Source organism: Paenibacillus planticolens (genome assembly GCF_013141725.1).
Taxonomy (GTDB): Bacteria; Bacillota; Bacilli; order Paenibacillales; family NBRC-103111; genus Paenibacillus_E; species Paenibacillus_E planticolens.
Genome location: NZ_WHNZ01000012.1, coordinates 146,033 through 164,145 on the forward strand (window position 1 = coordinate 146,033; position 18,113 = coordinate 164,145).

Consider the following 18,113-nt stretch of genomic DNA (forward strand, 5'->3'; position numbering starts at 1 on the left):
TTACATCACTCGCTTAAACATTTTTTCCAGTTCATAGGTCGTAAAACTGACGACAATAGGTCGTCCATGCGGACACGTATACGGATTCCGGCAGCCGGAAAGACGATCTATGAGCGTCTCCATTTCCAGAACGCTAAGCCCTTGATTCGCTTTGATGGAAGCTTTGCAGGAACACATAATCGCTGCTTTCTCTCTCAGTTTGGCGATATCAACGGCCTTCTTCTCGCTCAGCACCCACTCGCACATTTCTTCGACGATCCCCTTCTCTTCCCCAGAAGGAAACCAATGCGGATGAGCGCGTACCAAGAACGTATTTCCGCCGAATGCTTCCATATAAACGCCGGCTTGCTCAAACAGGGACAATCTTTCTGAAAGGATCCCCGCCTCGGACGGCGTAAACTCCAGTGTAATTGGAACGAGCAATTCTTGGCTTGCCTCAGCAGGATTGCCAAAACGCTCGTAATAATATTCATAATTGATTCGCTCATGTGCGGCATGCTGGTCAATCAAATATAGACCTTCCTCGTTCTGTGCAATCAAGTAGGTCCCGTGCATTTGACCGATGGGATCTAATCTTGGAAAAGCAGGCAGCTTAGGCGCGTCGCTATCCTGATTGGAAGGCAGCAAATCCATGAAAGCTTCGTTCGTACGGCGCTGCTGCTGAATCGAAACCTGTCTCGGGTTGGCCGCAGGAGGCGAATACGTGTTATTCGATGGTATTGAAGAACGAGTAGAGTAGGATGACCCCGTACTAGGCGAACTCTTCGGAATCTGGGCAGAAGGCGACCAGGATTTAGGCTCTGCCATCCTTGCCGCCGGCTCAAAGTCCGGCTTCTGCTCCGGTTTGTAGGATGTAAAGCTTTCCTTGATTTGAACCCGTAAAGCATCCGGTTCTTCCGAGATCTCCGGTGCTTTCGCAGCGATAGATGGCGTTCCTGTTACGGGTTCAATCGTACGCGTAAGGTCAAGCTGCTCCTGTACATAAGCCCCTTTCGGAGCTGACGGCTTAGTCCCCGTCGGTATCAAGACTTGCCGGCCAAACAACCGTTTAATCTCCGACTCAATCAACGCTGTCAGTTCCGCTTCCTTGCTGAAGCGGACTTCAAGCTTGGATGGATGCACGTTCACATCCACCAGAGAAGGGTCCATCCCGATTTGCAGCACGGCAACCGGGAAGCGGTTGATCGGCAGCAGGGTATGGTATCCCTGCAGCAGAGCTTGATTCAACGCGAAATTGCGGACGTATCTGCCATTGACAATGGTCGAGATGCCGCCACGGTTCGCGCGCGTCATTTCGGGCTTCGCCACGAAGCCCGAGATGGTGTAATCCAAGCTGTCCACTTGGATAGGCAGCATTTGCTTGCCGATGGCCGTGCCATAGATACCGGCTATTACCTGCAGCAAGTCGCCGTTGCCCAGCGTTTGCAGCAGCATGTTGCCGTTATGCTTGAGCGAAAAGGCAATGCCGGGGTGAGCCAGAGCTAGCCGGTACATATAATCCGAGATATGCCCCAGCTCTGTTTGGATTGTTTTCATGTATTTGAGACGCGCCGGCGTGTTATAAAACAAATCCCTTACCGTCACTTCGGTCCCCCGTGAAGCCGCTGTTTCTTCAACGGTGCGGATCGTGCCGCCTTCGATGGAGATTTTCCGTCCAAGACCGTCATTAGATGAGCTTGTGACACACTCCAGGCGGGATACCGACGCTATACTTGGCAGCGCCTCGCCGCGAAAGCCCAAAGTGCGGATAGAAAACAAGTCTTTGCTCGTCGCAATTTTACTTGTTGCATGCCGCTGGAAAGCTAATTCACAATCCTCCAGCGCCATTCCGGTCCCGTTATCGGCTACGCGAATCAACTGCAGTCCGCCTTCTTCGATGGTCACGTCAATCCGCGTGCTTTCTGCATCGACCGAGTTCTCAACAAGCTCTTTGACCACGGAGGAAGGGCGCTCCACCACTTCCCCTGCAGCAATCTGGTTCGCGATATGCTCGCTTAAAAGCTGGATTTTACCCATATTGCCTAGTTCCCCTTTACAGCGCGGATGGAAACATTTTCTCCCTGATCATTCACTTGCAGCTGCGGGAAATATTGGGCGAACAGGTCTACATTGACGTAGCTCGTTCCATCCTCAATAATCAGCTTGTCTGCTTCAACCGGAATAGCGTGAGTTCCTTTGCTGTCGGAAATGTCGACCGTACGATTCGCGTCATTCCATGTAATTGTTGCCCCGACTAGTGCCGCTAACCCGCGGGAAGTCGCATAAAATTTACCATTTTCATGGAAGCTGCCAAATCCACTACCGACTTCAACACCGTTGTACTTCACGGTGTGCTTGGAAATTTCAACTTGCACATCAGGGATGCCTGCCGTATGCAAGGCGGTAATCAATTGCGCTGCCGGGCCGTCGACTTTAATGTCAGGCATGATCCCGACTTTATTCACTTTGCGCTTGTTCGGCGTTAAATACTCTTCAATCGTCACTTTCAACGCACTTTTGTTATCCAATTGATACAGCTGTTGGACGCTGCCTTTCCCGTATGTCTGCATGCCGATTACTTTGGCAACGTTATAATCCTGCAATGCGCCTGAGAGTACTTCCGATGCGCTCGCGCTATTTTCATTTGCCAAAATATAGACAGGAATGGGTAAAGTAGTCCCGCCTTGTATGAGCACAGGATCATCAGTCCCATTTCGGTCTCTCGTATGAATGAGCACTCCGTCTTTAACAAAATGCTTCGCAATGTTCTGCGCCGTATCCAAAAGACCGCCAGGGTTATTGCGCAAATCTATAATCAGCGATTTCAAACCATTTGCTTGCAAAGCGGCAAGCTGGGCATCGAAATCTTCATCCGCATCACTGGAAAAATCGGTAATTTGAATGTACCCAACCCCATTGCTAAAGCTCTTGCTGTACACTTCAGGCACGTTAACCCCATTGCGCGTGATTTCGACGGTCAATTCCTTGCCTCCGCGCTCAACCGTAACCTTAACTTTCGTGCCTGCCACGCCGATGATTTTGTTGCGCACTTCGTCAATCGAGGTCGTTGAAGCGGGAACGCCATCAACAGCACGAACATAGTCATCCCGCTGCAAGCCTGCGATCTCGGCAGGCGAGCCGGCGAACACTTCCGATAAATACACGCCTTGATCATCAAGTCCGATACGGGCACCCATACCGACATAATTATTCTCTAAAGAGCTGGTGAACTGGCTGTATTCCTCTTGGCTAAAGAACACCGTATAAGGATCTTTCAGCCCTTCGATCATTTGTTTAATGCTTTGACCGGCCAGCGATTCTTCCGTTACTCCGCTAACATGCAGTTTTCCAATGATTTCTCTGACTTGCATGGTTTGCAAATCTTCTTTCGCGAATGCGGCATTTACAGGCATTGCCAACATAAGAGCAGACGCGAGCGCTAGCGTGACTTTCATTGCTTTCAATTTCGGCTTGTTTTTCATATGCGCCTCTCCTTGGGGGATTATTATGAAAATTATTGCAGCTTTTGTTTCCATTCGTAAACTAAATTGAGCGCTTGAAGCGGCGTCATATTGATTAAGTCAATGCCCTTCAGCTGGTCGAGCACCTGCTGGGATTTGGCGTCCGGCTTCTTCTTGCCGGACGCTGCCGCCGTGCCCTCCTCCTCGAAGAGGGACAGCTGCTGAATCGGGGCGGGCGCAGGAGCAGGAACCGCCACAGTCGCTGCGGCGACCTGCGCGGCGCCCGCCGCCCGCTCTTCAAAGCCATTCAGCAGCTCATACGAGCGCTGAATGATCGCATCCGGCAGCCCGGCGATTTCGGCACAATAGATGCCGTAACTCGTACTGGCTGCCCCGGGGATGAGCTTGCGCAGGAAGGTCACCTGCCTGCCGCTCTCTTTGACCGCCATGCAGTGATTGCGCAAATGGCGGAGGCTTTCTTCCAAGTGCGCGAGCTCATGGAAGTGGGTCGACACGAGCGTCTTGCAGCCGATACGGTCATGCAAAAACTCGATGACGGCCTGCGCGATCGCCATGCCTTCTCCCGTTGACGTGCCGCGGCCGAGCTCATCGATGATGACAAGACTCTTGCTCGTCGCCTTCTCGGTCATCACTTGGATGTCCATCATCTCGACCATGAACGTACTCTGCCCGCCGATCAAGTCATCGGCCGCGCCGATCCGCGTGAAGATCCGGTCCGTGACCGGAATGCGCGCGGACCGGGCCGGCACGAAGCAGCCGATCTGCGCCATCAGGCAGATCACGGCAACCTGCCGCATATACGTGCTCTTACCGGCCATGTTCGGACCGGTAATGAGCAGAATGCGGCCCTGCTCTCCTTCCAGGCGCGTATCGTTCGCGATGAACGAGCCGTCTTGTATGACCGCCTCCACCACGGGGTGGCGGCCTTCTTCAATGTGGAGATCGAAGCCTTCGCCGATCTCCGGTTTGCGGAAGTGCTGCGCCGCACTGACGGCGGCCAACGATTGATACACGTCGGCGGTCGCGATCACTTCCGCCAGCTTCTGCAATCTGGAGATATGCTGGGAAATCCGGTCGCGAAGCTCCGTGAACAGCTCATACTCCAGATCGATCATTTTATCCTGCGCTTCCAGAATGAGCGCTTCTTTCTCTTTCAACTCTGGGGTAACGTAGCGTTCGGCATTCGCCAGAGTCTGTTTCCGCTCATATCGGCCTTCCTGCAGCGCCGACATATTCGCTTTGGTTACCTCAATAAAGTAACCGAACACTTTGTTATAGCCGATCTTGAGCGACTTGATGCCTGTCGCTTCCCGCTCCTGGCGTTCCAGTTCGGCGATCCACTGTTTCCCGTTCGTGCTTGCCTCGCGCAGTTGATCCAGATAAGGCTGATAGCCTTCGCGAATCATCCCGCCATCCCGGATCGAGACCGGAGGCTCGTCCACAATTGCGTTACCTATCCAGGACATGACGTCATCGCAGACGTCCATATTCTCGACCAGCTTGCGGAGTGTTTCGGAACCGGATTGTGCGCATACTTCTTGCAGCAGCGGAACTTGCTGCAAAGAGTGCTTCAGTGCAACCATATCGCGGGCATTCGCATTGCCATAGGAAATCCGCGCGACGAGCCGCTCCAAATCGTAAACTTCCTTCAATGCTTGCTTCACATCATCACGTACGATGAGCTGATTGTAGAGCAAGTTAACAGCTTCCAGCCGCTCTTCGATGCGCGTCACGCTCATGAGCGGCTTCTCGATCCAGCGGCGCAGCATACGTGCGCCCATCGCCGTTACCGTTTTATCGAGGAGCCAGAGCAAGGAACCTTTTTTCGCCCGCTCGCGGACCGTCTCTACTAATTCAAGATTTCTGCGCGTAAATGGATCCATCGTCATGAACTGATCGGGTTCGTAAACCCTAATGTGCTTCACGTGGGTGAGCGCGCGTTTTTGCGTTTCTTTCAAATACGCCAGCAGCAAGGCCACACCATTTCGATTCAGCGGGGATAAGCCGGTAAGTGCGGCGTCTTCTGCGAAATGCTCGTCGAGCAAATTCTCGTCTGACAGCGTCCACTCGGTTAATACCGTGCTGCGTCCCCAAGTTACCCCGGATTCGCGAATTGTCGTTAAAAGCGCCGCATCCGTAATAATTTCGGAAGGGTTATACACATTAAGCTCATCCACAACAAGCTCCCAGGATGGCGCTAATTTCGTCGTATACAGCTCGCCTGTTGAAATATCGCATGCTGTAAAGGCATAGCCTTCTACACGGGACACCAATGACACAATGTAGTTATTGCTTGATTCGCCAAGCAGCTTGCTGTCCATGACGGTTCCGGGCGTCACAATCCGTACGATCTCACGGCGGACAACACCTTTGGCCTCGGCCGGATCTTCGACCTGCTCGCAAATGGCAACTTTGTAGCCTTTCTCGATTAATCGAGACATATAGTTCTCTGCCGAGTGGTGCGGCACGCCGCACATCGGGATTTTCTCGTCTGCTCCGCCTTCTCTTCCGGTTAACGTTATTTCCAGCTCGCGGGAAGCATTGATGGCATCTTCAAAAAACATCTCATAGAAATCACCCAGACGAAAAAACAAAAAAGCATCCGGGACTTGCGCCTTCACGGCCAAGTATTGCTGAATCATCGGCGTATATTGGGCCACCTTGCGTTCCTCCAACCAATCACTTATTCAATCTAACGCTATGAAACTATGTACTTCATTTTCATAGACATACATGCGTATTCATCCAAGGCAGCAGCCGCTAAAGGCCCTTCTCGTCCCAAACACCCTGCCACTTAGACAGCATGCGCGCGGACCTGCGAGCCTTCAGCGATTGCCAATCTTTCATTTTCATATAGATACTCTATTATAACATGATTCCTTCTTCAATTGCTTCTTTACGGTTGTACGGGGCAATTTTCCATGCTTTGCGAATGTCGTCTCTTTCGTTCCATGGTTCCATGGATGCCATTCTTGCCCGGAACCGGTCCAAAACGGCAGCGTGCACCTCATATCCTTTCAACTGCTCAATATCTTGCCAAAGCCTGGCAACCACCCTCTGGAGCCGCTGCTTATCCCCGCGATAATACGCTGCCTCGATCTCCGGGTCCTGCAGCGGCTGCCTTGTAAGGAGCCAGTAATTATCGGCAATGAGCGCGGCAAGCGCGAAGACGCCGCGCGTGATCAGAGGCGATTGCATCCAGCTCGGCAGGGTGCGGTACTCGAAGCCTCCGTGCGACTTCTTGCGAAAGTCGCCGAGAAAACCGTACCGCGGCCGGCGCTGACGCGTTGTATCGCCTTCGATCAAGATCAATGGCAGCGCGAGGTAGTTATCGAGCGCGCGCAGGAGATGAACGCTCAGCCAGCAGCGGCTGAAGTGAATATGTCCGCCGAGGGGATAGCCTCCCACCGGCATGCCGCCCGAGAGCCATGCCAGGCTCTCGTCCGTGATGGAACGCGCGGCAATCTGCATCGCAGACTGCAGGTTCTTCACCAGCTCGCGCGGGTCTGTGCTTGGCTGCGGGCGCAGCTCCGCCAGCGGCAGTATCAGGCGATGTCCGCTAAGCACGATCGCGTCGCAGGCAACTTCGCCCACTCTGGTCAGAAAGCGGTCAGCGAAGACGACTTGGCCTTGCGGACTCAGCAGCAGAAACTCAGGATCGGTCCCTAACATCACCCGCTCCTTGCGGCGCACCTCCTTGGCGAGTGCAAACTCATACCGGTCAATAGCTTGGGCGAACAGCTGCGTTAGCTTTGCATTCAACTTCGGTACAGGATCTACATCCAGTACAAGTGTATGCCCGGTTGCCAGCACGCCGATGGTGACAAGACCGTAATCCAGCCCAAGCGCATAAATGGCTTTCACCGCCTCACGGCTTGCTCTGCGCACATGAAAGCCGGCCCGCTCCGGCGACACCTCGATATAAGCGGAATTCCCGTTTGCTTGCCGCTGATCGAGCAGAGCCCGCTCGGACAGCAGCAGCGTTTCTTTTTTTTCATATACAATAAGTGTCTGTAAATGAAAGACGGCAACCTTATACTTGTGTGTAAACGTCAACCGCTCATCCTTCACTTGACCGCGCTTCTTAAGCGATAGAGGGGTCTTCAAGCCATGCAGCGCAAGCCGTTCATCTCGCACCGCGCCTGCCTTGGCCCTCAGAATCGCTTTAATGGGCTGCAGCGCCTGTTTCTCGGGCCATTCATCATGAGCGGCCCCCCAGTGAATAACGATGCGGCCGCCCCAATCCTTTGGAAGTGCGGTTCCGCTAGGAATTTGAATGAGTCCCGCCAGCTCCAGCGCTTCTTTCTCCTGTGCGTGCAGCAAAAATGATTCCATTCGCTTTGCCCCTTCTCGTTTCTCCTGCCTTTCCTACGATGCCTGTATGTGGTTTGGTTTACTGCCCAAATATGTCCAGAAAACAAAAAAGAGGGCAAATGCCCTCTGCCGAACCTGGAACGCCAGCATACACTGGCGTATAAGGTTCATTAACCTAAATCATCCTCAAGAAGTTCGGCATCGAGATCCTCGAAATCTCCGTCGCCGCTATCATCGAAGTCCACATGTTTGTCGTCGAAGTCTCCTGGACCGTACGGGCTGACAATGACAAACACTTTCGTTTCCGCAATGAGTTCGACTTGGAACTCGCGCTCCACCCGAATGACCACGCTGTCGCCGCTTGAAGCGATACTGGCTTCTACGCAGTTTGGCTCTTGCGTTGCGACAGCAGATACTTCAGCTGTCGTCGGCTTATGTTTTTTGTCCAAGTAGCTTAGTCCAACGACTTCTACGTACGAAACGGTTTCTTTTGCAACGTCTGTTTTCGTGTTGCGATCGTAAGAATACCAGATGTTGATATCGTAAGTACCAACTACCTCTACGCCCTCTCCGGATTGGATCGCCTCGAATTGGTTATTAATAATCCAAGCGCCCAATATACTGGTCGGAGAAAAGGGCGGCGTCACGGTATGACTTACATGTGAAAATTTGCGACCTTTACCGCAGACAGCTTTAGTAATGATCTCTCTGCTTTGCAAATCTTTATCTAATGACATCCTTTCAACCTCCTCCATACAATCATTCATTACAAGTGTATGCAGGACATTAGTCTAGAGTGACAATTATTTTATATTATTTTTACTTGTTAAACATAGTTATATCTTTAAGAGTCAACCCGCCTCCGGGCGGTGTTTTTTTTGTTTTTTGGCAATGGCTAAATAGTGCGTCAGCTCCCGGTTAAGCTGCAAAATCGCCGATCGGACCTCGAATTCTTCGCGGCTTTCCGGCAGCGGCATCCTTTTATAACGGGCATCCAGCTCTTGCAATTCTTTCTCGGCTACCCCTGTATAGTAGTCTTCCTTTACAGTTTGGCTAATATCTTCAAGGATCTTTGCGAGCAGCTCTCCCTGCGGCAAAGTCTGATATACATGGGCCACCAGGACGATCATCCGGTGAATCGATTCCAACTGCTCGCCTCTCATAAAGAAATAAACCCGCCAGTACGAATCGCCTCCGAAAATAAGCGTATTGTCCAGCGCCCTTTTGGCCTGCCTGGCCCCCTGATCGATCTCTTCGCTGACCTCCAAAAGCTCTTTACCGTCCCAAATAACGGAGTTATCCCGCAGATGCTTGGCCATATTTACAAATATACTCGAAAATAAATCCTCTACTCTCTTTTTATGCGCTACCATCGCTTTATCTGCCTTGGGCATGTAAGCAATATTGATCAGCGTCGCCGTTCCTAAGCCGATTAAAAGCAGCAGCATTTCGTTCACAACCGATGTCCAGCCGGCATCCTCGTAAGCGAACAAATGCAGCATGACGACAGCTCCCGTAACTGTGCCCTCCGAAATCCGCAGACGGTGCAGCAGTGGAAACACAAGGAGCACGAAGAGCACGATAACCCACACATGAAAACCGAATAGCTTAAACAACAAGGTCCCCATAAGAAGTGCGAGCATAGATGCAGCTATGCGGTGAAGCGCGCTTTGAATTCCTTTTTTCTTTGTCACCTCGATGCCGAGAATAGCGAGCAGCCCTGCAGCGGCTGGCGTTTTGACCCCGAATGCATGCGCGAGGTACATCGCTATACCGACGGCAAGGGCGGTTTTGAGCACGCGAAAGCCCATAGCGTTTCACCTCTTTATTGGTTGTACTATGGGCTCATTATTTCATTTTGATTACAAAGTGGCAAGCTTTACCGGTGTTTTGTCAATCTTTTTTCTAAATTGGAAACGATCTGGTACATGAAAGTCGCAACAATCGCAATGACGAACAAGGTGGAAATGACGAGCGTAAAATTAAACACTTGAAAGCCGTATATAATTAAATACCCGAGACCCATTTGCGAGACTAGAAACTCCCCTACAATGACGCCGACCCACGCTAAGCCTACGTTCACTTTCAAGGTGGACACAATAGCCGGAAACGATGCGGGCAGGATAACTTTTTGGAATACTTTCCTCTTCGTCCCTCCGAATAAGGAAACGACCTTCACATAATTGTGATCAACCTCTTTGAAGCTGCCATATACGACTAACGTTGTAATAATCACCGTAATAGAAAGGGTAGTCGCGATAATTGAGAGCAATCCGGGGCCTAATCCTACGATAAAAAGCGGACCCAGCGCGACCTTCGGCATACTGTTGATGACGACGATATACGGGTCGAGTACTCTGGAAAGAAACGGCGACCACCAGATCACGACGGCCAAGGCTGTGCCGAATAACGTGCCGAGTGCAAAGCCGATGATCGTTTCCACGACCGTAACGCCGACATGAGGCAGCAGGCTCCCGTCCAGCAGTTTATCCCAGAGCAGCTTAAATACTTTTGTCGGATAGCTAAAAAGGAGCACGTCGATCCATTTTAAACGGGCCGCCATTTCCCACAAGGCAAAAAACAAGACGAGAATGGCAAGTTGAACGAGCCTTACCTGTTTCGTTTCCTTCTTTCTGGCATGGGTATATTGCCTGTGAACTTGTTTGATAAGCAAATCTTCAACAGCTATAGGTTGAGCCGGTTGGCTTTGTTTTTCTTTCATGCGTCATGCCCTCCAAACTCCTGCCAAATCAATCGGAAGAGCGTATGGAATCCAGGCAGCTCCCGTGCTTCGAAAGGCACAGCTTTCCGGATTTCTTCCGGAATAATAAATTGTTGGCGAATTCGTCCCGGATTAGGATCCAGCACGATAATACGATCACTCATCGCGATAGCCTCTGAAATATCATGCGTCACAAGGAGCGCCGTTTTCCCCTTGGCTTGCAGCGTCTCTACGACCAAATCCTCCAATTGAAGTTTGGTTTGGTAATCCAACGCAGAGAACGGCTCATCCAGCAAAAGCAGCTCGGGCTCCATAGCCAGCGTGCGGACCAAAGCTACCCGTTGGCGCATCCCTCCAGAAAGCTGTGAAGGATAGTAATCCTTGAAGCTGTACAGCCCCATCTCCTCCAGCAAGCTTAGTACGCCTTGTTTGTTTTCTTTCGTTAACTTCCTAGCAATCTCTAGCCCGATACAAGCATTATCTTCGATTGTCCGCCAAGGGAACAGATAGTCCTGCTGCAGCATATAACCGACCCTTGTGGACGGACCGTTCACGGGCTTTCCCGCGACAGCCACCGTGCCTGCCGTTGGCTGAATGAGGCCGGCGATGATCGACAAGAGGGTCGTCTTCCCGCAGCCGCTTGGGCCAATGAGACTTACGAACTCACCGCGCGCAACGGCCAAATCGATCCCCTGCACAGCGAGTGTCGCCCTCTCCTCGGTCACGTAGACTTGCGTCACGTCTTTAACCGTAACAGCTGTTTCCATGTTTGCACTCCCCTCTCGTCTCATCTCTGCCCACGCCAGTTAACTCTTAAGGTTGTTTTACGGTTGTTTTTGCTTTTTCCGCGTACGTATTGTTCACCAGCGTTTTCCACACTACTTTCTGTTTCAGCTCTCCTGCGGAAGTCATCACATCCAGCAAATTGTTCCATTCCTGCTCATCGACGATCCCGTCTGTCGCAAAAGAGCCTTGATCCTTATAGCGTTTAACAACGCTTTTTACAATCTCTACATCGATATCTTTAAAATACGGCAGCACGGCGTTCGTGATATCATCCACGCTTTTCGCGGCAACCCACAGCTGTGCGCGTTGGATCGCATTCGTAAACTTCTGAACCGTATCCGGGTTTTGCTTCATGAAGCTTTGTTTAGTCATGAATACCGTGTAAGGCAAATGTCCGCTCTCTACGCCGAAGGAAGCGAGCACAAAGCCCTTACCTTCTTTCTCGACGATCGACGCTTGCGGTTCGAAAAGCTGAACATATTCCCCGGTTCCTGACGAATACGCCGTCGCGATATTGGCGAACTCAATATTTTGAATGAGCTGGAGATCTTTCTGCGGATCAATATTGTGTTTCTTGAGCGTGAACTCTCCGGCCATTTGCGGCATTCCGCCTTTTCTTTGACCGAGGAAAACAGAGCCTTTGAGTGAATTCCAATCAAATGAATCCACTTTCTTGCGGGCCACCAGGAAGGTGCCATCCGTTTGCGTTAATTGCGCAAAATTAATGACCGGATCATCCGAGCCCTGCTGCGACACATAAATCGACGTTTCCGAGCCGACTAACGCCACATCGATGGCATTCGAGAGTAGGGCCGTCATCGTTTTATCGCCGCCGGGTGTTGTCGTAAGCTCTACATCAAGGCCCTCATCCTTGAAAAAGCCTTGCGACAGCGCTACATACTGCGGTGCGTAAAATAAGGATCGCGTCACTTCACCAATGCGAACCTTGGTTGTTTCCGTGCTTTTCGATCCACAAGCCGAAACGATGCTGCTGAGCAGCAGGACAGCGGATAAAGCAACTCCCCATCTTTTCCGAATCTTCATACAACGTCCCTCCGATAAAAGTAGTAGTTTATCCTATGCAGGAGCCCAGAAGACGGTTAACGGCAACCTTGCTGAAAAGCGGTTACAGCACAAAAAAACAGCACCCCTTGGCAGTGAACACTGCCGAAGGATGCTGTTTTAACCTATTTAAATACCGTACACCGACTTATACTTTTCTTCCAAATACTGCACTAAGTAATCCGGATTCAACTCTTCTCCCGTCACCTCGCGAATAATCTCATTCGGCGTCAGAAGCTTGCCATGCTTATACACTTTGTCTGTCAGCCATTCCTTAATCGGCGCCAGATTGCCCTCAGCAATCAAGCTATCGAATGCCGGAAGCTCCTGACGAAGCGTTTGGGTAAACTGCGCAGCGTACATATTGCCGAGCGCATAGGATGGGAAGTAGCCGAACGACCCGCCGGACCAATGCACGTCCTGCAGCACGCCCTCGCCATCATTCGCCGGGGTTACCCCCAAATACTCTTCGTATTTGGCATTCCAAGCTTGCGGCAGATCGGCCACAGCGATTGTGCCGTTAAAGAGCCCTTTTTCCAGCTCGTAACGAATCATGATATGTAGGTTGTACGTCAGCTCATCTGCCTCAATGCGGATCAACGACGGCTCGATGTGATTAATCGCCTTATAGAAGGTGTCGACGTCTACATTGTCTATTTGCGGCGAGAACGTCGTTTGGAGTTCGCCATAATATCTGTCCCAGAACGATTTACTGCGCCCGATCACATTTTCCCAGAAGCGGGACTGCGACTCGTGAATGCCCATCGACGTGCCTGTGCACAGGTTGGTGCCTACCAAATCTTTCGAAATATTTTGCTCATACAGCGCGTGTCCGCCTTCGTGAATCGTTCCAAATAACGCGGATGTGATGTCATTCAGCAAATAACGCGTCGTAATCCGCACATCCCCTGGATTGAGCGCCGTAGCGAAAGGATGCACCGTTTCATCGAGTCTACCGGCCTCAAAGTCATACTGCATTTGTTTCAAAATCGACAGAGAAAATTGTTTCTGCTTGCTAATCTCAAATTGCTGATCCAAAAACGAGCGATCCGGTTGGTTCGGCGACGCTTGGATTCGCTGCAGCAAAGGAACGGCTTTTTCGCGCAATGCTCCGAATACCTCATCTAATTTCTCAACGGTCATCCCCGGCTCATACATATCGAGCAGCGTGTTATATTTATGGCCTTCATACCCCCATAGTTCAATAAACTCTTGGGTTGCCGCCACAATTTTCTCCAAGTACGGCTGGAACGAAGCCCAATCGGAATTATGCTTGGCATCTTCCCAGGCGGACTCTGATTGAGACGTAAGCACGACATACGCTTGATACTTCTCTGCCGGTATCTTTTTTGAGCGATCGTATTCTTTTTTACATTCCAGGACCATTTTCTTGGAAATGGCATCAAGCTGTTCCAGCTCGGCAGGCTGTGTGAAAAACGCGAGATAACCGCCCATTTCATCGGAAGTGGACATTCGGAATACTTCAGTGGAGAGTTCTCCGACGACTTCGGAGCGTGTTTCAATCCCTTTTTTCGGAGCGCCGGTGCGCATATCCCAATAAATTAAGGCGATGGCCTCCTCGTACTGCTTCATTTTACGAACATATGCCTTGAACGATTCCAGCTTAGCTGGGGCTGTTTGCACACTCATGCTCTAATCTCCTTCCAAAAGTTTCTGATTTCATCATACTTCGTCCCCTACTTAGAATCAAATTTATGCAGTCTTATGGTAAAATAAACATTCAAGGGAGATGACATATATGAATATCACGTTTACTGAGTCAGCGATCGAGCGACTAACCCCGTATATAGGCCAGGGTGAAGCCCTGCTAAAGCTTGTTTTTGATACAGAAGGCTGCGGCTGTTCCGTTAACGGCGTACCTACGCTATGGCTTGTTTCCGAGGCGGATAGAAACGATATAACGGCTGAAACTAACGTTTTCAAGCTCATTTTCAAAGATAAGGACGAGATTTTTTTTGAAGATTGTATGAAAATTGACTTTTCCGATGGAACGAAATCCTTTATACTGAAGAGCAATAATCAAATTTATAACGCGGGTATGAGCTTAGTCGACAAGAGATAATGTCTGCAAAATAGATAGACAAGCAGCACTTCAACCTACCTGGAGGGATACTATGACTTTGATCAGCGAAATTTTGAATTACAATGAGGAATTTGTTGCAAAAGAGGATTACAAGGAATTTTTGACCACGAAATTTCCGGACAAAAAAATGGTTGTCCTCACATGTATGGATACACGGTTAGTCGAACTGCTGCCGAAAGCAATGAATTTGCATAACGGCGATGCCAAAATTATCAAAAATGCAGGAGCCATTGTCTCCCATCCATTTGGAAGTATTATGCGGAGCATCATCGTTGCTGTCTATCAGCTTGATGCAGATGAAGTGTTCGTCATCGGCCATTATGACTGCGGGATGACGGGCTTGAATTCAGACAGTGTCATTGCGAATGCCAAAAAACGCGGCATTTCCGACGATGTCATTGCGACGCTCGGACATTCCGGCATCAATTTGAACAGTTGGTTAACGGGCTTTGACCATGTCAAAGAGGGCATCGAGAAAAGCGTCAACATCATTCGGAACCATCCACTGCTTCCCAAAAATTTGCCGGTCCACGGACTCATCATTGACCCCCAAACCGGTCGGCTTGATTTAATTGAAGATGGCTACCAAGCCATCGAATAACGATAAGAAGAACCTCGCGGCAATGTCCGTGAGGTTCTCTGTTTTTATATCGTTTCTTTAATCGTCAGTTTCTCTCTGGCATCTGTCCGCGGCCGCCCGGCCGGAACTTGCTCGGGGTAGCCGATGTGCAGCAAGCCGACAATTTTCTCACCTGGCTGAACGCCTGCCGCTTCGCGGAAGCTCGGGTTGTGAATAAACGGATTCGTTTTCCAAACTACGCCAATCCCAACTTCCCACGCCGCTAGCTGAAAGTTCTGGATCAAGCAGCTGACGCATGCATAATCCTCTTCCCACTGCTTCTGCCTGGGATCTTCTTTCATCACGACGATCAGGTGTGCCGGGATTTGCATGAAGTAGTCCAGTTTCTGCTGGGCGAGTCTTTCTTTTTCTTCTGCGGTATAGGTGCGAATCATTGCCTCAGCAAGCGGCTTACGGGCATCTCCTTTATATAGAATGAAACGCCACGGCTCCCTTAGACCGTGCGTTGGCGCCCACACTGCCACGTTGAGCAGGTCGGTGATTAGATCTGTATCGATGGGATCGGTTCTAAATGCCCGGATAGAACGTCTGTCTTTAATTAGTTCGCTTAATGCTCGTATGCTTTGAATCTGTAAAGTGCTCATGGCTCCGCTGCCTCCAGTTGGATAGATGATAGCTGATAGCTGATTGCTAGTGCTAATCAATGGCTTGACTCTGCACATTTCATCGGTCCTTATACGATAATGAGAATCATTTTCATTTATATTGTTGCAAATGGATGCCTCATTGTCAATACGTTTATGGAACTTACTCCCATTTGGCGTACTTTGTGCTGCCACTTTAAGCAAAAAAAAGCCTATCCCCAAAGGGACAGGCACCTTCATTACTTTTTCAAATCCAACGTTTTAATGAATCGTCTGGCATCGCCATTAGGTGTTGCAACAACCTCATACATGTTAATTTTCACATCCGAGTTTATTTGCTCGGACTTAATTGTACCGAAATCAATAAACTGTATGCCGGACATAATCTTCTGCTGTCCTGTGAAGCTCATGGACTTCGTGCTAAGCTGACGGCCTTCGGCATCGACAACTTCGAACTCGAGCGTTGAGAAGTTGGCGTCTGTAATGACCTGCTCTTGACGTTGTACATCTAAATCCAGCCGCAGACGATATACGTATGAGGAATCTTTATTATACGTAGGGCTGACTGTGGATTCTTTAATATCGATGCTGAATGGATACAAGGATACTGCACCTGTCGTTGGAATGGACTGAACTGCCGTTTTGTAAGAACCGACTGCCAATCGATTCGCATCGTAGAGGTTCAGCGCAAGCTTATTACCCGTTTCTGTACCAGGCAGCAAGTAGGAGTAATTCATCACATAGCTGGTGTTCGGCGCAATCGTCTTCGCGACCGTGGACTGGCGCGCACCTGAGTATGTGTAACCTTTATCGCTGGTCAGATCCGTTTGGAAATCAGGAATCGTCAGAGAAGTCGTTCCTTTATTCGTCAGCTTATATTTAGCCACTATTGTTTTGAAGCCAAAATCTTCACTTTCACTCATCCCGATCTCTACGAGGGATACATCAATGTTCGAGTCAATGAGATTATTCGAGCTAAGCTTAAACGGCGTGCCGATCTGATAATCTTCCGCAGCCGCATACGAGGAAACTTCCCCTCCGTTGCCGGCTCCTGCCAGCGTTGTGATGGAAACAGGCAGCGAAGCGGTTTTGTTGTTAGCGGTGTTTGCTGTATCCACATTGCCCGTACTACCGCTACCACTACTGCTATTGGTACTGCTATTTCCACTGCCAGTGCCTGCGGTGGTACCCGTATTTGTCTGTGTGTTGGCATTCGACGCAGCTTGTTTTTCCGAGACGACGAGCTGCAGAGCGTCCGTATTCAGACCCGCAGGCAAAATACCAGAGAAACGGAACGTTGTCGACTCGTTCGGCGATAAGTAGGACGTGCGAACTGCATTGTCTGTAGACGTGACAGCCACACTGCTGCGAAGCGCTTGAAACGCAGCGGACAAGTTAGGGATCGTCACGATGCCATCGCTTTTGTTCGTTAACGTCACATTGGCTTGCAGGTGCAGCCCATCGGATTGCTTGCTTGCCGCGGCCCACGTCGTCGTGATTTCAAGGCCGCTTAAATCCTCGTTCGGATACGGCGTGTTCTCACCGATTTTACCGACTACGAACGATTTCGCGACATTTAAAGCGCCCAACACGGTTGTTTTCACTTTGCCTTTCGGTGAGAACAGCAAGGATAACCCATTTGGCTCAAGGGATGCTGGAACAGCTGTTTGAATCGTCGTTTTAACCGGCTGCTGCGGCAGCAAGGTTTGCCCGCTTCCAGAAATAAACTGCGAACCATATGTTAACCCTTTTGAATCCTGGAGATTAAGCTCTAGAGAATCCGGCAGTTTTAGAGTCAAATTGCTTAAGTTTTCCAATATCATGTCCGTATAAACCAACCATGCTCCATCTTTGTAGACCTTATAGCTATTGCCCAGTTGAGCTGTAAGAACTGCATCATTGGCGTAAGTCGAGTCTAACTCCTGCAAGTTGATAACAGCTTGCTGCAGCACAGTTTGCCCGGCTTCCTCCATGGCGGCTTCCACCGACAAAGCGCCTATGTCGCGCATCGCATTGTAGTTCCACTGGAAAATATCGACTTTTAATTGCCCAGGTGTCAGATTCGCCGGAATTTCAGAAGTAAATTTGAATGTGCCGGTTTCCCCCGCTTTCACGCGTCCGGCCACCTTTTCGCTCAGTTTCGCAGTATAAGATACGCCATTCGTATCGATAACCTTGACACCATAATTGTTAAAATCCACGGGAGATGAGCTGTTGTTATTCAGCCCCAGGGAAAAGCGCAGTGACCCGTCCTCGGCACCTGCGGATAAGGCAACCTTGTCTAGCGTAAAGTAGACGGAGTCGCTAAGGAACACGCCTTCCTTCCCGGCAAAAGCCGATGTGGCCAGAGGCAGCGTCAGGAAGCTTGCTGCAGTAAGCATAAGTGCTGAGCGGCTGAGCAAGCGTTTCATTTTTCGTTGTTGCTTCACAAGTAGTCCTC

The 18,113-nt window shown here is 50.2% G+C and carries 14 protein-coding genes; 2 read left to right on the forward strand and 12 right to left on the reverse strand.

The annotated features are described in order from the left end of the window. The 10 genes from mutL to GC097_RS03565 form a co-directional block, all read right to left on the reverse strand. A complete protein-coding gene (gene mutL / locus GC097_RS03520; protein WP_171681967.1) occupies positions 1-2,016 on the reverse strand; it encodes a DNA mismatch repair endonuclease MutL in 2,016 nt (671 codons plus the stop codon). Between the two features lie 5 nt (positions 2,017-2,021). Next, positions 2,022-3,461, reverse strand: a complete 1,440-nt coding sequence (locus GC097_RS03525) for a S41 family peptidase (protein WP_171681968.1) — start codon at positions 3,459-3,461, stop codon at positions 2,022-2,024. A 32-nt stretch (positions 3,462-3,493) separates the two neighbouring features. Continuing rightward, on the reverse strand, positions 3,494-6,121 hold the full coding sequence (gene mutS / locus GC097_RS03530) for a DNA mismatch repair protein MutS (RefSeq protein WP_171681969.1): 2,628 nt from the start codon (positions 6,119-6,121) through the stop codon (positions 3,494-3,496). Between the two features lie 205 nt (positions 6,122-6,326). Further along, entirely contained in the window at positions 6,327-7,796 is a 1,470-nt protein-coding gene (locus GC097_RS03535) for a putative amidoligase domain-containing protein (protein WP_171681970.1), read from the reverse strand. A gap of 149 nt (positions 7,797-7,945) precedes the next feature. Then, complete coding sequence (cotE, locus tag GC097_RS03540) at positions 7,946-8,512, reverse strand: outer spore coat protein CotE (protein WP_171681971.1); 567 nt, start codon at positions 8,510-8,512, stop codon at positions 7,946-7,948. Between the two features lie 114 nt (positions 8,513-8,626). Beyond that, positions 8,627-9,586, reverse strand: coding sequence for an aromatic acid exporter family protein (locus GC097_RS03545; protein ID WP_171681972.1), 960 nt, complete (start codon positions 9,584-9,586; stop codon positions 8,627-8,629). Between the two features lie 68 nt (positions 9,587-9,654). Next, positions 9,655-10,497 (reverse strand): ABC transporter permease, encoded by an 843-nt coding sequence (locus GC097_RS03550; protein ID WP_171681973.1) that lies wholly within the window; start codon positions 10,495-10,497, stop codon positions 9,655-9,657. Further along, complete coding sequence (locus tag GC097_RS03555; RefSeq protein WP_171681974.1) at positions 10,494-11,264, reverse strand: ABC transporter ATP-binding protein; 771 nt, start codon at positions 11,262-11,264, stop codon at positions 10,494-10,496. The genes GC097_RS03550 and GC097_RS03555 overlap by 4 nt, the downstream gene beginning before the upstream one ends. A 46-nt stretch (positions 11,265-11,310) precedes the next feature. Next, positions 11,311-12,327: an ABC transporter substrate-binding protein gene (locus GC097_RS03560; protein ID WP_171681975.1), complete on the reverse strand. Its 1,017-nt coding sequence runs from the start codon at positions 12,325-12,327 to the stop codon at positions 11,311-11,313. Between the two features lie 147 nt (positions 12,328-12,474). Next, the gene (locus GC097_RS03565; RefSeq protein WP_171681976.1) at positions 12,475-13,995 is read right to left on the reverse strand and encodes a carboxypeptidase M32; all 1,521 of its coding nucleotides are present in this window, start codon (positions 13,993-13,995) and stop codon (positions 12,475-12,477) included. A gap of 109 nt (positions 13,996-14,104) precedes the next feature. Between GC097_RS03565 and GC097_RS03570 the strand changes: the two genes are divergently transcribed. Both GC097_RS03570 and GC097_RS03575 read left to right on the forward strand, forming a co-directional pair. Beyond that, positions 14,105-14,428 carry an iron-sulfur cluster biosynthesis family protein gene (locus GC097_RS03570; RefSeq protein ID WP_171681977.1) on the forward strand — a complete coding sequence of 108 codons (324 nt, stop codon included), beginning with the start codon at positions 14,105-14,107 and terminating at the stop codon, positions 14,426-14,428. Between the two features lie 52 nt (positions 14,429-14,480). Then, positions 14,481-15,050 carry a beta-class carbonic anhydrase gene (locus GC097_RS03575; RefSeq protein ID WP_171681978.1) on the forward strand — a complete coding sequence of 190 codons (570 nt, stop codon included), beginning with the start codon at positions 14,481-14,483 and terminating at the stop codon, positions 15,048-15,050. A 44-nt stretch (positions 15,051-15,094) separates the two neighbouring features. Here GC097_RS03575 and GC097_RS03580 read toward each other — a convergent pair whose 3' ends face one another. Continuing rightward, positions 15,095-15,673, reverse strand: a complete 579-nt coding sequence (locus GC097_RS03580; protein WP_171681979.1) for a nitroreductase family protein — start codon at positions 15,671-15,673, stop codon at positions 15,095-15,097. Positions 15,674-15,912: 239 nt separating this feature from the next. After that, positions 15,913-18,102, reverse strand: a complete 2,190-nt coding sequence (locus tag GC097_RS03585; protein ID WP_171681980.1) for a hypothetical protein — start codon at positions 18,100-18,102, stop codon at positions 15,913-15,915. Between the last annotated feature and the right edge of the window lie 11 nt (positions 18,103-18,113).

Excerpts from the sequence above, each read along its gene's own strand:
- mutL (WP_171681967.1), bottom strand. The coding sequence starts at position 2,016 with ATGGGTAAAATCCAGCTTTTAAGCGAGCATATCGCGAACCAGATTGCT.
- GC097_RS03525 (WP_171681968.1), bottom strand. The coding sequence starts at position 3,461 with ATGAAAAACAAGCCGAAATTGAAAGCAATGAAAGTCACGCTAGCGCTC.
- GC097_RS03560 (WP_171681975.1), bottom strand. The coding sequence starts at position 12,327 with ATGAAGATTCGGAAAAGATGGGGAGTTGCTTTATCCGCTGTCCTGCTG.
- GC097_RS03565 (WP_171681976.1), bottom strand. The coding sequence starts at position 13,995 with ATGAGTGTGCAAACAGCCCCAGCTAAGCTGGAATCGTTCAAGGCATAT.
- GC097_RS03545 (WP_171681972.1), bottom strand. The coding sequence starts at position 9,586 with ATGGGCTTTCGCGTGCTCAAAACCGCCCTTGCCGTCGGTATAGCGATG.
- GC097_RS03570 (WP_171681977.1), top strand. The coding sequence starts at position 14,105 with ATGAATATCACGTTTACTGAGTCAGCGATCGAGCGACTAACCCCGTAT.
- GC097_RS03580 (WP_171681979.1), bottom strand. The coding sequence starts at position 15,673 with ATGAGCACTTTACAGATTCAAAGCATACGAGCATTAAGCGAACTAATT.
- GC097_RS03535 (WP_171681970.1), bottom strand. The coding sequence starts at position 7,796 with ATGGAATCATTTTTGCTGCACGCACAGGAGAAAGAAGCGCTGGAGCTG.
- GC097_RS03555 (WP_171681974.1), bottom strand. The coding sequence starts at position 11,264 with ATGGAAACAGCTGTTACGGTTAAAGACGTGACGCAAGTCTACGTGACC.
- GC097_RS03575 (WP_171681978.1), top strand. The coding sequence starts at position 14,481 with ATGACTTTGATCAGCGAAATTTTGAATTACAATGAGGAATTTGTTGCA.
- cotE (WP_171681971.1), bottom strand. The coding sequence starts at position 8,512 with ATGTCATTAGATAAAGATTTGCAAAGCAGAGAGATCATTACTAAAGCT.
- GC097_RS03550 (WP_171681973.1), bottom strand. The coding sequence starts at position 10,497 with ATGAAAGAAAAACAAAGCCAACCGGCTCAACCTATAGCTGTTGAAGAT.